Origin of the sequence: Rhizobium sp. PRIMUS64 (assembly GCF_023006465.1) — a bacterium.
Lineage (GTDB): Bacteria > Pseudomonadota > Alphaproteobacteria > Rhizobiales > Rhizobiaceae > Rhizobium > Rhizobium leguminosarum.
This window is the reverse complement of sequence record NZ_JALBGX010000170.1, coordinates 1-12,985: the sequence shown is the minus strand read 5'-3', so window position 1 is coordinate 12,985 and position 12,985 is coordinate 1. Positions and strand designations below refer to the sequence as shown.

At 60.9% G+C, this 12,985-nt stretch carries 12 protein-coding genes; 10 read left to right on the top strand and 2 right to left on the bottom strand.

Going from position 1 to position 12,985, the window contains the following annotated elements; all coding sequences use genetic code 11:
• Both lpxI and lpxB read left to right on the top strand, forming a co-directional pair.
• Positions 1–208, top strand: a 208-nt coding sequence (gene lpxI, locus MOV76_RS35065; RefSeq protein ID WP_247266262.1) for a UDP-2,3-diacylglucosamine diphosphatase LpxI domain-containing protein, incomplete at its 5' end; no start/stop codon positions are given.
• A complete protein-coding gene (lpxB, locus tag MOV76_RS35060; RefSeq protein ID WP_131703242.1) occupies positions 205–1,383 on the top strand; it encodes a lipid-A-disaccharide synthase in 1,179 nt (392 codons plus the stop codon). The genes lpxI and lpxB, both read left to right, overlap by 4 nt.
• A 31-nt stretch (positions 1,384–1,414) precedes the next feature.
• Here the strand turns inward: lpxB and gltA are convergent, their stop codons facing one another.
• Positions 1,415–2,704, bottom strand: a complete 1,290-nt coding sequence (gene gltA, locus MOV76_RS35055; RefSeq protein ID WP_018241898.1) for a citrate synthase — start codon at positions 2,702–2,704, stop codon at positions 1,415–1,417.
• Positions 2,705–2,994: 290 nt separating this feature from the next.
• Between gltA and MOV76_RS35050 the strand changes: the two genes are divergently transcribed.
• The gene (locus MOV76_RS35050) at positions 2,995–5,427 is read left to right on the top strand and encodes a ComEC/Rec2 family competence protein (protein WP_247266261.1); all 2,433 of its coding nucleotides are present in this window, start codon (positions 2,995–2,997) and stop codon (positions 5,425–5,427) included.
• Here the strand turns inward: MOV76_RS35050 and lexA are convergent.
• Positions 5,408–6,127 (bottom strand): transcriptional repressor LexA, encoded by a 720-nt coding sequence (lexA, locus tag MOV76_RS35045; RefSeq protein ID WP_003539306.1) that lies wholly within the window; start codon positions 6,125–6,127, stop codon positions 5,408–5,410. The genes MOV76_RS35050 and lexA overlap by 20 nt on opposite strands.
• A 198-nt stretch (positions 6,128–6,325) precedes the next feature.
• On the opposite strand from lexA, the gene MOV76_RS35040 reads away from it, so the two are divergent.
• The 7 genes from MOV76_RS35040 to MOV76_RS35010 form a co-directional block, all read left to right on the top strand.
• Positions 6,326–7,222 carry a VOC family protein gene (locus MOV76_RS35040; RefSeq protein WP_018445459.1) on the top strand — a complete coding sequence of 299 codons (897 nt, stop codon included), beginning with the start codon at positions 6,326–6,328 and terminating at the stop codon, positions 7,220–7,222.
• Complete coding sequence (gene kdsA, locus MOV76_RS35035) at positions 7,219–8,064, top strand: 3-deoxy-8-phosphooctulonate synthase (RefSeq protein WP_018241900.1); 846 nt, start codon at positions 7,219–7,221, stop codon at positions 8,062–8,064. The genes MOV76_RS35040 and kdsA overlap by 4 nt, the downstream gene beginning before the upstream one ends.
• A 246-nt stretch (positions 8,065–8,310) precedes the next feature.
• Positions 8,311–9,585: a phosphopyruvate hydratase gene (gene eno / locus MOV76_RS35030; protein ID WP_018241901.1), complete on the top strand. Its 1,275-nt coding sequence runs from the start codon at positions 8,311–8,313 to the stop codon at positions 9,583–9,585.
• 137 nt (positions 9,586–9,722) lie between these two features.
• Positions 9,723–10,043 (top strand): septum formation initiator family protein, encoded by a 321-nt coding sequence (locus MOV76_RS35025; RefSeq protein ID WP_018241902.1) that lies wholly within the window; start codon positions 9,723–9,725, stop codon positions 10,041–10,043.
• A gap of 145 nt (positions 10,044–10,188) precedes the next feature.
• Entirely contained in the window at positions 10,189–11,235 is a 1,047-nt protein-coding gene (gene pdhA / locus MOV76_RS35020) for a pyruvate dehydrogenase (acetyl-transferring) E1 component subunit alpha (protein WP_247266260.1), read from the top strand.
• A gap of 15 nt (positions 11,236–11,250) precedes the next feature.
• Positions 11,251–12,636 carry a pyruvate dehydrogenase complex E1 component subunit beta gene (locus tag MOV76_RS35015; protein ID WP_018241903.1) on the top strand — a complete coding sequence of 462 codons (1,386 nt, stop codon included), beginning with the start codon at positions 11,251–11,253 and terminating at the stop codon, positions 12,634–12,636.
• A 15-nt stretch (positions 12,637–12,651) separates the two neighbouring features.
• The coding region (locus MOV76_RS35010; RefSeq protein ID WP_247266259.1) for a biotin/lipoyl-containing protein at positions 12,652–12,985 on the top strand (334 nt) is incomplete at its 3' end.

The window sequence follows — 12,985 nt, the reverse complement described above, 5'->3', positions numbered from 1 at the left end:
CAAGCCGCAACAGGATATCCGTGCCGACCTGCCGGCGATCGGCGTTTCCACGGTCTTGAACGCGAGGAAAGCCGGCCTTGCCGGCGTCGCCGTCGAGGCCGGCCGCTCGCTGGTGCTCGATCGCGCCGCCGTCATCAAAGCCGCTGATGAGGCCGGGCTTTTCGTCTGCGGCATCGATCGCGGCCTGCCGTCATGGGGGCTCGAATGAACGGGGCGCCGCTGAAGATCGCCGTCATTGCCGGCGAGGTGTCGGGGGATCTGCTTGGAGCAGATCTCATTGCCGCCCTGAAGCGGATTCATAGAGGACCGGTGGAACTCGTCGGCGTCGGCGGCGAGGGGCTGCAGGCGGAAGGCTTGCGGTCCCTGTTCGATTTCTCCGAGCTGTCGATCATGGGCATCACCCAGGTGCTGAGTCGGCTGCCGAAGCTCTATACCCTGATCCGCCAGACGACGGCTGCCATCATTGCCGCAAAGCCTGATATTCTTCTCATTATCGACAGCCCGGATTTCACCCATCGCGTCGCCAAGCGTGTCCGCACCGCGCTGCCCGATCTGCCTGTTGTCAATTACGTCTGTCCGAGCGTTTGGGCCTGGAAGGAATATCGCGCCACGCGCATGCTCGGCTACGTCGATCATGTGCTCGCCGTCCTGCCCTTCGAGCCGGCAGTGATGCGCACGCTCGGCGGGCCTGAGACCACCTATGTCGGCCATCGCCTGACCGCCGATCCGGCGCTGCTCGAAGCGCGGCGGTTGCGCGCCGGGCGCGCACCCGTCGGCGAAGCGGGTAAGACGATCCTGATGCTTCCTGGGTCAAGATCCTCCGAAATCAGCAGGCTGCTGCCGTTTTTCGAGGACGCGGCCAGGGAACTCGTCGCCCGCAACGGCCCGATGCGTTTCCTGCTGCCCACCGTGCCGCACAATGAAGCGCTGGTGAAGGGTCTCGTCGCCGGCTGGGCCACGCCGCCGGAGGTCGTGGTCGGATCCATGCAGAAGTGGAAGGCCTTTGCCGAAGCGGATGCCGCGATGGCGGCTTCCGGTACGGTCATCCTCGAACTCGGCCTTGCCGGCGTGCCGACGGTGTCCGTCTATAAGACGGATTGGATCATCAGCCTGCTGACCAAGCGCATCAAGGTATGGACGGGCGCATTGCCCAATATCATCGCCGATTATGCCGTCGTGCCGGAATATCTGAACGAGGTGGTCCGCGGCGCAAGCCTGGCGCGCTGGATGGAGCGGCTGTCGGCCGATACGCTCCAATTGAAGGCGATGAACGAGGGTTACGATCTCGTCTGGCAACGCATGCAGACCGAAAAGCCGCCCGGCGAGCACGCCGCCGAGATCCTTCTCGACGTGCTGGAAAAGAAAAAACCCGGTCATTTCTGACCGGGTTTTCTTTTGGGTTCTTTTAAAGCGATCAGCGCTTCGAAACCGGGATGTAATCGCGCTTCGGTTCGCCGACATAGAGCTGGCGCGGACGGCCGATGCGCTGTTCCGGATCCTCGATCATCTCGTTCCACTGCGCGATCCAGCCGACGGTGCGGGCAAGCGCGAAGAGCACGGTGAACATGGTCGTGGGGAACCCCAGCGCCTTCAGCGTGATGCCGGAATAGAAGTCAATGTTCGGATAGAGCTTCTTTTCGATGAAATATTCGTCGGTGAGCGCGATGCGCTCCAGCTCCATCGCCACTTCGAGCAACGGATCATCCTTGATGCCGAGTTCGCCGAGCACTTCATGCGTCGTCTTCTGCATGATCTTGGCGCGCGGATCGTAGTTCTTGTAGACGCGGTGACCGAAGCCCATCAGGCGGAACGGATCGTTCTTGTCCTTGGCGCGGGCGATATATTCCGGAATGTGGTCGACCGAGCCGATTTCGTTCAGCATGTTGAGCGCTGCTTCGTTGGCGCCGCCATGCGCGGGGCCCCAGAGGCAGGCGATGCCGGCGGCGATGCAGGCGAACGGGTTGGCGCCCGACGAACCGGCGAGACGGACGGTCGAGGTCGAGGCGTTCTGCTCATGATCGGCATGCAGGATGAAAATGCGGTCCATGGCGCGGGCAAGCACCGGATTGACCACATATTCCTCGCAAGGCACGGCAAAACACATGCGCAGGAAGTTCGAGGCATAGTCGAGGTCGTTCTTCGGGTAAACGAAGGGCTGGCCGATATGGTACTTGTAGGCCATGGCGGCAAGCGTCGGCATCTTGGCGATCATGCGCAGGCTGGCGACCATGCGCTGGTGCGGATCGGTGATGTCGGTGGAGTCGTGGTAGAAGGCCGACAGCGCGCCGACGCAGCCGCACATGACGGCCATCGGATGCGCATCGCGGCGGAAGCCGGTGAAGAAGCGGCTCATCTGCTCGTGCACCATGGTGTGGTGCGTGACGCGATAATCGAAATCCTTCTTCTGCACGGTGGTCGGCAGTTCGCCGTAAAGCAAGAGGTAGCAGACCTCGAGGAAGTCGCCATGTTCGGCAAGCTGCTCGATCGGATAGCCGCGATGCAGCAGGACACCTTCGTCGCCGTCGATGTAGGTGATTTTCGATTCACAGGATGCAGTCGACGTGAAACCCGGATCGTAGGTGAAGGAAGCCGTGTTCTTGTAGAGGGCACCGATATCGATGACGCTCGGTCCGATCGTGCCGCTTTTAACGGCAAGGTCGACTGATTTGTCACCGATTTTTATTGTAGCGCTTTGATCCGTCATGCTGATCCTCCGAAATGGCGGTGGCGCCATAAAAGCGCCATAGGGGTTAAGCGTCCTCACCGATAGCTATATGATCGCGAGGCTAATGCCAAGTTACCGTGATGGCATTTTGTGCATTGCAGTATCACCTTTTAGGCACTGCAGCGATGAGCCGCATGCATATCGGAAGCCGATGATTCGACTGCTCTTTTGGCTCTTTCAATTTTCCCTCACTTTTCAATCGATTATTCTTGCCGGATTTGATTGGCGGTTGCATTCTGGCTGTCTGGGCGAGTGACCTTGGGCAGCACATGCAGGAGTTGACGACAGTCGAATTGCGGCCGGAAGCAGGCGCCGGCCTTGCCGACTCCGCCGGTTTTTCTCCGCCTGTCGTGGTGACGCGGCCTGCAAGGACGCAGTCGGCGACACCGTGGCGCCACCGGCTGCCGGCAGCAGCCTCGCAATCGCTGCGTGGTGGCATGCGCATGCTGGGCGAAGAGGCGGACCATGGCCGCCTGCTGCTGTTCTCACCGGTCTTCCTCGGCGCCGGCTCAGCCTTCTGGTTTCTAGCGGCATCGGACTTCCCGCTCGTTGCATCGCTGCTCTGCCTGTTGGTGCTGACCGTCGCGGTTCTCATCGCCAGCCGCAGCCGGGCGGCATTGCGGGCAACGCTGCTGGCGCTTGCACTTGTCGCCTGCGGCGTGGTCTCGGCGCAGCTCGAGAGCCGACGGGCTTCGACCGTGATCCTCGATTCATCAGTGACGACGACGGTGACCGGCCGTGTCGAGCGGCGCGAAGGCGATGGTCGCGGGCGGTGGCGCTATATTCTTGCCGTCACCGGCACTGAGGCGCCGGAGGTGAAGCGGCCGCCGGGGCGCATAACCGCGATCGCCCGCGGCGCGGACGCGCCTTTCGAGATCGGTGATATCATAACCGGCAGGGCACGGCTGACGCCGCCAGCAGGTCCAGCGCTTCCGGAGCTCAACGACTTCTCCTTCGGTGCCTATTTCGATGGCATCGGCGCCAACGGCTTCTTCTACGGTGCGCCGACAAAGGTCGATTTGCAGGCAGGTCCGCAAGCGGCCAGATCGACGACGGAAGCGCTGCTCGAAGGTCTCTATCGGCTGCGCAGCGGTATCGGCGACCGCATAAGGTCGATCCTGCCCGGCGACACCGGCGCTTTTGCCGCTGCTCTGGTGACGGACGAGCGGCGCGCCATCTCGAATGAGACGACGGAGGCGCTGCGCCAGTCCGGTCTGGCTCATATCATCGCTATCTCCGGCCTCAACATGGCGCTGTCAGCCGGCATCTTCTTCGTCGGTTTCCGCATGCTGCTCAGCCTCTTTCCCGGTGTCGCCCAAGCCTATCCGACCAAGAAGATCGCTGCTGCCGGCGCGCTCATCGCCGTCACGGCCTATTTCCTGATCTCCGGCTTTGCCGTCTCGGCCGAACGCGCCTTCATCATGATGGCGATCATGTTGATTGCCGTCTTCTTCGACCGGCCGTCGATCAGCCTGCGCAATGTCGCTCTCTCGACGCTCGTCATTCTCGCCATTTCACCGTCCGAGGTCTTGGGTCCGAGTTTCCAGATGTCCTTTGCCGCGACATTGGCGTTGGTATCTGGCTACCAGCTGTGGAAGGACCGGCGCGTCCGCGAAAACGCTTTCCTGAAGCTGCCGGTTTTTCGGCCCGTCGTTACGGTTGCGGGTTTCTTCGGCGGCGTCTTCCTGACCTCGCTGATCGGCGGCTTTTCCACCGCGCTGTTTTCGATCGAGCATTTTCATCGCCTGACTGCCTATGGCCTGCCGGCAAACCTCGCGACGATGCCGATCATCTCCTTCATCATCATGCCGGCCGGGTTGCTGGCGATGCTGCTCATGCCTTTCGGTCTGGACGTTTTGCCTTGGAAGGTCGTCGGATTCGGCCTCGATCTGGTGATCGCGATCGCAAAGACGGTGTCCGGCTGGGGTGGCGACATCGGCATCGGCCGCTTGCCCGCTTCGTATTTCGCGATAGCCGTCGCAGGCTTTCTGCTGCTGACGCTGCTCCGCACCCGGCTGCGCCATATCGGCACATCGATCATCGCGGTGTCGACGCTCGTCCTCTTGCTTCTGCCGGTTCCCCGGCCGCCGGATCTGGCGATTTCGGAGGATGGTGGTCTCGTCGCAATCGTCGAGGCGGGGGCCATGGCTTCCAACCGTGGAAGACCGCCGGATTTCATCTTCGACCAGTGGCAGAGAGCGCTGGTCCTGCCGACGCATCACCCGCCGAAGATGCTGGATGGTCCTGTTCTTCCGCCGGAGGGAGAAGACCGCCGCGTCAGGCTTTCCCGCGATCAGCAGAACGAAGCAAGGTCGGCGATGCGGGCGGCTGCAGCGGCCGGTGAAGCAAACCGCTTTTCCTGCGTCAAGAAGGCCTGGTGCACATCAAGGCTTGGCAATGGTCACGTGGTTGCTGTCATCGACAATGCCGCCTATCTCGGTCCAGCATGCGACGCGGCCGATATCGTCGTGACGTCGGTCCGCCTGCGCTTCAACAGCTGCCGCTCAGGGGCGACGCTCTTCACCGGCGAAACGCTGCGCAGGACCGGTTCCGTCGAGTTGCGCTTCGCCGACGCCGGCCTGGAGGTCGCAACCGCATTCGATGCATTGTCGCGGCCATGGATGCGGCATCGCGCCTATGACTGGCGCAGCAACAGTTTTGCCGAATCTAGAATGCCTGATGTCAGTGATAGCGGCGAATGAGGCCGACGAGCTTGCCCTGAACCTTGACGCGGTCCGGCCCGAAAATCCGGGTCTCGTAAGCCGGGTTGGCCGCCTCCAGCGCGATCGAGGCGCCTTTGCGGCGGAAGCGTTTGAGTGTCGCTTCTTCGTCGTCGACGAGAGCAACGACGATGTCACCAGGACTTGCGGTGCTGCCGTTGCGAATAATCACGGTGTCGCCGTCGAAGATGCCGGCGTCGATCATCGAATCGCCCTTGACCTCGAGCGCATAATGTTCACCGGAACCGAGCATGTCGGCCGGAACGACGATGTCGTGGGTGTTGTTCTGGATCGCCGAGATCGGAACACCGGCGGCGATACGGCCCATGACCGGCACGGAGACCGAGTTGCCGTTGTCGGCGACGGGTTTTGCGGGAGCAGGAGTGGCGACCGGCTGCGGCTTGCCAAGGCTGCCCTCGATGACGCTGGGCGAAAAGCCCCGCCGGGGCTGAATGCTGGGGCTGTAGGCCTCCGGAAGCTTGATAACCTCGAGCGCACGGGCGCGGTTCGGTAGGCGGCGAATGAAGCCACGTTCCTCGAGCGCCGTAATCAGCCGGTGAATCCCGGACTTGGAAGCGAGGTCCAGGGCATCCTTCATTTCGTCGAAAGATGGCGGAACGCCGGATTCCTTCATGCGCTCATGAATGAAAAGGAGAAGCTCCTGTTGTTTGCGCGTGAGCATCGACGTTGTGACCTCGTGATTGAAACAAATCCAGAACAGACACTATATGTTCCATATGTGTTCCGCAAGTAGCTAAATTTCCGTAAAACTTGGCGCCAACTCGTTGAGATTTTTATTTTCATTCGCCGGATTGGGACACATCTCTTGCATTGAGGGGCGCGCCATCGCACATCTCTTGCCGTTTCCAGGAGGGATATCATGAACGAGCGTTCCGCCAAGCCGCACCCGCTGGATCATGTGGTGCTGCCCGTCGTCAATATCGATCTGGCGCGCGAGAGGCTTGGCAAGCTCGGCTTCACCGTTGCCGCCGATGCACGCCATCCCTTCGGAACGGAAAACGCCTGCGTCTTTTTTGCCGACAAGACCTATCTGGAGCCGCTCGGGATTGCGAGTGTCGAGGAGAGCGAGGCCTCAGCGCGGCAAGGCAATGTTTTCACCGCCCGCAACCGGGCCTTCCGCTTCCGCTGCGGCGAGGAGGGGCTTTCGGGGCTTGCTTTCGGCAGTAAGGATGCCGGCATCGATCATCAGAACTTCGTCGGCAACGGATCGAGCGCCGGCGAGATGCTGCAGTTCACCCGGCCGATGACGATGCCGGACGGTTCTGAGAGCATCGCCGGCTTCAAGCTGGCTTTTGCCGGCGACCTGCGAGCGCCCGATCTCTTCCTTTTCAGCGTCGAACGCGTCAATCCGCTGCCGGCCGACCGCGGCGCGCTGGAGACGCATGCCAATGGCGTCACCGGCATTGCCGAGATCGCGCTCTGCGCGCCTGATGCCGCCGCTTTCGGAGCCTTCGTCGGCCTTGCCGTGGCGCAGGCGGCAGTCGAGAAAACCGGTTTTGGCGTCAATGTTGCTGCTTCGAACGCGAAAATCAGCCTGATGACGCCGGAAGGGCTAGAAGCCTATTTCGAGATCGCCGGCTCATCCGCCGATCGCGGCCTGCGTGGCCGGGCAATCCTCTTCATTGTCGCCGATCTTGCCGTGACAGAAGCGCATTTGGCTGCTAACGGGGTGACATACACGCGCAAGAACAATCGCATTCTGGTGAAGCCCGCGCCCGGGCAGGGCACGCTCTTCGCCTTCGAGGAGACACGATGAGCACTGAGACGAATTCCGAAGTCAAGATCGGCGAAGGCCAAGGCCAGGTGACCTTTTCCAATACCGGCCGCCTGTCGCTGATTGCCGGTCCCTGCCAGATGGAGAGCCGCGACCACGCCTTCATGGTTGCCGGTACGCTGAAAGAGCTTTGCGCAAAGCTCGGCATCGGCCTCGTTTACAAGAGCTCCTTCGACAAGGCGAACCGCACTTCTCTTTCGGCTGAACGCGGCATCGGGATCGAAAAGGGCATGGAGGTCTTTGCTGACCTCAAGAAGGAATTCGGCTTTCCTGTCCTGACCGACGTTCATACCGCCGAGCAATGCGCGGAGGTGGCAAAGGTCGTCGACGTCCTGCAGATCCCGGCCTTCCTTTGCCGCCAGACCGACCTTCTCATCGCCGCCGCCAAGACCGGCCGCGTCGTCAATGTCAAGAAGGGCCAGTTCCTCGCTCCCTGGGATATGAAGAACGTCCTGAAGAAGCTCAACGCCAGCGGCAATCCGAACGTGCTGCTGTGCGAGCGTGGCGCCTCCTTCGGTTATAATACGCTGGTTTCCGACATGCGTTCGCTGCCGATCATGGCGGCGATGGGCGCGCCCGTTATCTTCGATGCCACCCATTCCGTTGCGCAGCCGGGCGGGCAGGGCGATTCCTCCGGCGGTCAGCGGGAATTCGTGGAAACGCTGGCGCGCGCAGCAGTGGCCACCGGTATTGCCGGCGTCTTCGTCGAAACCCACCAGGACCCCGACAATGCACCTTCCGACGGCCCGAACATGGTCTATCTCAAGGACATGCCGCGGCTGCTTGAAAAGCTGCTTGCCTTCGATGCGGTCGCCAAGGCTTGACGTTCAACAGCCTGACATGATCGTGCTATAGGCATGTCGCGAAAAAGTGTGCAGCGGTTTTGCGACAACGACATGCGGAAAGCCAAAGACCTAAAGCGTGGCAAGCGAATCTGAAAGATCGCGACGCTCTTTAGGCGAGATCCGAACGCTTTCGAAGGCTGGAAATTGCAGCATTGTAATTTGCACGCCTTCGACTAAGACAGGTTTCGAACCGACTTATCACCACCCACCGAGCAGGAAGAACCCATGACTGCAATCACCGATATCATCGCCCGCGAGATTCTCGATAGCCGTGGCAACCCCACCGTCGAAGTCGATGTCTATCTCGAAGATGGCAGCATGGGCCGCGCGGCCGTTCCCTCGGGCGCCTCGACGGGCGCGCATGAGGCGGTCGAACTGCGCGACGGCGGCAAGCGCTACCTGGGCAAGGGTGTCGAAAAGGCGGTGGAAGCCGCCAACACCGAGATCTTCGACGCGATCGGTGGCATCGACGCCGAAAACCAGATCCAGATCGACAATATCATGATCGAGCTGGACGGCACGCCGAACAAGTCGCGCCTCGGCGCCAACGCCATCCTCGGCGTGTCGCTCGCCGTCGCCAAGGCTGCCGCCCAGGCGTCCGGCCTGCCGCTCTACCGGTATGTCGGCGGCGCTTCCGCCAGCCTGCTGCCGGTGCCGATGATGAACATCATCAACGGCGGCGCCCACGCCGACAATCCGATCGATTTCCAGGAATTCATGATCCTGCCGGTCGGCGCCGATTCGATCGCCGAAGCCGTGCGCATGGGTTCGGAAGTCTTCCATACGCTGCGCAAGGAACTTGCCGCGCAGGGCCATAACACCAATGTCGGCGACGAAGGCGGTTTCGCACCGGGTCTGAAGAGTGCTTCGGAAGCTCTCGACTTCATCATGAAGTCGGTCGAGAAAGCCGGCTACAAGCCGGGCGAGGACATCTACCTCGGCCTCGACTGCGCCTCGACCGAATTCTTCAAGGACGGCAAATACGTTCTCGAAGGGGAAGGCCGCACGCTGGAATCGGGCGCCATGGCCGAATATCTGGCTGAGCTCGCCGCCAAGTATCCGATCATCTCGATCGAGGACGGCATGGCCGAAGACGATTGGGACGGCTGGAAGACGCTGACCGACCTGACCGGCAAGAAGACCCAGCTCGTCGGCGACGATCTCTTCGTTACCAACTCCGCCCGTCTTCGCGACGGCATCCGCATGGGCGTCGCCAACTCGATCCTCGTCAAGGTCAACCAGATCGGCTCGCTGACGGAAACGCTCGATGCCGTCAACACGGCGCACAAGGCGGCCTATACCGCCGTCATGTCGCACCGCTCCGGCGAGACCGAAGATTCGACCATCGCCGATCTCGCCGTCGCCACCAACTGCGGTCAGATCAAGACCGGCTCGCTGTCGCGTTCCGACCGTCTTGCCAAGTACAACCAGCTGATCCGCATCGAAGAGGGCCTCGGCCCGCAGGCCCAGTATGCCGGCCGCTCGATCATTCGCGGCTGATCGGATCTGATGTTCAATGGTTTAACCCGCGCCTTCCCGGCGCGGGTTTTTTATTGCCCGGTTTTTAGAGTCAACGAACGGTTAATCTCTGCGCGTTAGATTGAACGAATTGGTAATGCGTTCAAGAGCATGCGTGTATGTGGACAAAGCATCATAAGAAGAGAAAGATCGGTCGCTTCGTCATTCCGGCCATGACGGTCGCCTTCCTCTCCTATTTCGGTTATCATTGCATCCATGGCGATTACGGCCTGCGCGCAACGGAGACGTTCGAGCATCAGCGTGTCGCGCGTGAAAAAGAGCTTGCAGTCTTGAAGGCGAAGCGCGAACATCTGGAAAATCAGGTCGCGCTCCTCAGTGACGGCTCGCTCGACAAGGATATGTTGGACGAAAAAGCGCGTTATCAGCTCAACATGTCGCGCGCGGACGAGATCGTCATATTCAACCATTATTCCAATTAACCGAAAACAGGTTAATTGGAATTTTCATAGTTCTTCCAATAATTTAGCAGCGAATACGAGCCATGCAATTATGGCATTGCTGTGGTCATATTTCTTCCCTATGGTACGCCCCACCAAGAAACGACAAACCCATAGGGAGGGTTGAATGGCGCCGCGAAAGACCGCGACCGTTTCCAGCCGCAAAACTGCAGCAAAACCGGCAGCCAAAGCATCGAATGGAGGCCCTGTAGCCGACTTCGATCGCAATGAAGAGCTCAAGGCCTATCGCGAGATGCTGTTGATCCGTCGCTTCGAGGAGAAGGCCGGCCAGCTTTACGGCATGGGCTTCATCGGCGGCTTTTGTCACCTCTACATCGGTCAGGAAGCTGTCGTCGTCGGCATGCAGATGGCGCAGAAGGAAGGCGACCAGGTCATCACCGCCTATCGCGATCACGGCCATATGCTGGCAACCGGCATGGAAGCACGCGGCGTCATGGCGGAACTGACCGGGCGTCGCAGCGGCTATTCCCACGGCAAGGGCGGCTCGATGCACATGTTCTCGAAAGAGAAGCATTTCTACGGCGGTCATGGCATCGTCGGTGCCCAGGTCTCGCTCGGAACGGGTCTTGCCTTCGCAAACCGCTACCGCGGCAACGACAATGTCTCCATCGCCTATTTCGGCGACGGCGCCGCCAACCAGGGCCAGGTCTACGAGAGCTTCAACATGGCTGCTCTCTGGAAGCTGCCGATCGTCTATATCGTTGAGAACAACCGTTACGCCATGGGGACGTCGACCGCGCGCGCCACTGCGCAGTCGAACTACTCGCTTCGTGGATCCGGCTTCGGCATCCCAGGCATTCAGGTCGACGGCATGGACGTCCGCGCCGTCAAGGCTGCGGCCGACGAGGCGCTCGAACACTGCCGTTCCGGCAAGGGCCCGATCATTCTCGAAATGCTGACCTATCGTTATCGCGGTCACTCCATGTCCGACCCGGCGAAATATCGCTCCAAGGACGAAGTGCAGAAGATGCGCTCCGAGCATGACCCGATCGAACAGGTCAAGTCTCGCCTCGTCGAAAAGGGCTGGGCTTCCGAAGACGATCTGAAGGCGATCGACAAGGATGTCCGCGATATCGTCGCCGACAGTGCCGATTTCGCCCAGGCCGATCCGGAGCCGGATGCATCCGAGCTCTACACCGACATTCTGCTCTAATCGGGGAGGGAACCCATGCCTATCGATATCCTCATGCCCGCCCTCTCTCCGACCATGGAAGAAGGCACACTGTCCAAATGGCTGAAGCAGGAAGGTGACAAGGTCACCTCCGGCGACGTGATTGCCGAAATCGAAACCGACAAGGCGACGATGGAAGTCGAAGCTGTCGATGAAGGGATCATCGGCAAGTTGCTCGTCGATGCCGGCACTGAAGGCGTCAAGGTCAATACCAAGATCGCCGTTTTGCTGCAGGACGGCGAATCCGCTTCGGACATTTCCGCCGCCAAGCCCGCTGCCGCGGCAGCGCCCGCGGTTGCCCAGGAAGAGAAGCCGACCAACACCGGTTCCGCCTCCGCGCCGCTTCCGGCCGAGCCGAAGGCTGTCGTTCCGAACGACCCCGAAATCCCGGCCGGCACTGAAATGGTGTCGACGACCGTGCGCGAAGCGCTCCGCGACGCCATGGCCGAAGAAATGCGCGCCGACGAAAACGTCTTCGTCATGGGCGAGGAAGTCGCCGAATACCAGGGCGCTTACAAGGTCACGCAGGGGCTACTGCAGGAATTCGGCCCCCGCCGCGTCGTCGATACGCCGATTACCGAGCACGGCTTTGCCGGTGTCGGCGTCGGTGCCGCAATGGCCGGCCTTCGCCCGATCGTCGAATTCATGACCTTCAACTTCGCCATGCAGGCGATCGACCACATCATCAACTCCGCCGCCAAGACGCTCTATATGTCCGGCGGCCAGATGGGTGCTCCGATCGTCTTCCGCGGTCCGAATGGTGCCGCGGCTCGCGTCGGCGCCCAGCACAGCCAGGATTATGCAGCCTGGTATAGCGCCATTCCCGGCCTGAAGGTCGTCATGCCCTATACGGCATCCGACGCCAAAGGCCTGCTGAAGGCTGCGATCCGCGATCCGAACCCGGTCATCTTCCTCGAAAACGAAATTCTCTACGGCCAGCACTTCGATGTGCCGAAGCTCGACAATTTCGTCCTGCCGATCGGTAAGGCCCGCATCCATCGTCCGGGCAAGGACGTCACTGTGGTCTCCTTCGGCATCGGCATGAGTTATGCGACCAAGGCTGTCGCCGAACTCGAGAAGATCGGCATCGACGTCGAACTGATTGACCTTCGCACCATCCGCCCGATGGACCTGCCGACCGTCATCGAATCGGTGAAGAAGACTGGCCGTCTGGTCACCGTCGAGGAAGGTTATCCGCAGTCCTCCGTCGGCACCGAAATCGCCACCCGCGTCATGCAGCAGGCCTTCGACTATCTCGATGCGCCGATCCTGACGATCGCAGGCAAGGACGTTCCGATGCCTTACGCCGCCAATCTCGAAAAGCTTGCCCTTCCGAACGTCGGCGAAGTGGTCGATGCGGTGAAGGCTGTTTGCTACAAATAAGGGGAGGGTGTTTCGATGCCGATCAATATCACGATGCCCGCCCTCTCTCCGACCATGGAGGAAGGCAATCTTTCCAAATGGCTGGTCAAGGAAGGCGACAAGGTCAAGTCTGGCGATGTGATCGCTGAGATCGAGACCGACAAGGCGACGATGGAAGTCGAAGCCGTCGATGAAGGCACGGTCGCCAAGCTCGTCGTTGCCGCCGGCACCGAAGGCGTCAAAGTCAATGCGTTGATCGCGGTTCTCGCCGCCGATGGCGAGGATGTCTCCGCTGCCGCAAGCGGTGCGGGTTCCGCCGCCCCAGCGCCGAAGGCTGACGGTGCAGCCGCGCCGAAGGCCGAAGCTGCAC

Coding starts and splice junctions, on each gene's coding strand:
- lpxB (WP_131703242.1), top strand. CDS start 205: ATGAACGGGGCGCCGCTGAAGATCGCCGTCATTGCCGGCGAGGTGTCG.
- gltA (WP_018241898.1), bottom strand. CDS start 2,704: ATGACGGATCAAAGCGCTACAATAAAAATCGGTGACAAATCAGTCGAC.
- MOV76_RS35050 (WP_247266261.1), top strand. CDS start 2,995: ATGCAGGAGTTGACGACAGTCGAATTGCGGCCGGAAGCAGGCGCCGGC.
- lexA (WP_003539306.1), bottom strand. CDS start 6,127: ATGCTCACGCGCAAACAACAGGAGCTTCTCCTTTTCATTCATGAGCGC.
- MOV76_RS35040 (WP_018445459.1), top strand. CDS start 6,326: ATGAACGAGCGTTCCGCCAAGCCGCACCCGCTGGATCATGTGGTGCTG.
- kdsA (WP_018241900.1), top strand. CDS start 7,219: ATGAGCACTGAGACGAATTCCGAAGTCAAGATCGGCGAAGGCCAAGGC.
- eno (WP_018241901.1), top strand. CDS start 8,311: ATGACTGCAATCACCGATATCATCGCCCGCGAGATTCTCGATAGCCGT.
- MOV76_RS35025 (WP_018241902.1), top strand. CDS start 9,723: ATGTGGACAAAGCATCATAAGAAGAGAAAGATCGGTCGCTTCGTCATT.
- pdhA (WP_247266260.1), top strand. CDS start 10,189: ATGGCGCCGCGAAAGACCGCGACCGTTTCCAGCCGCAAAACTGCAGCA.
- MOV76_RS35015 (WP_018241903.1), top strand. CDS start 11,251: ATGCCTATCGATATCCTCATGCCCGCCCTCTCTCCGACCATGGAAGAA.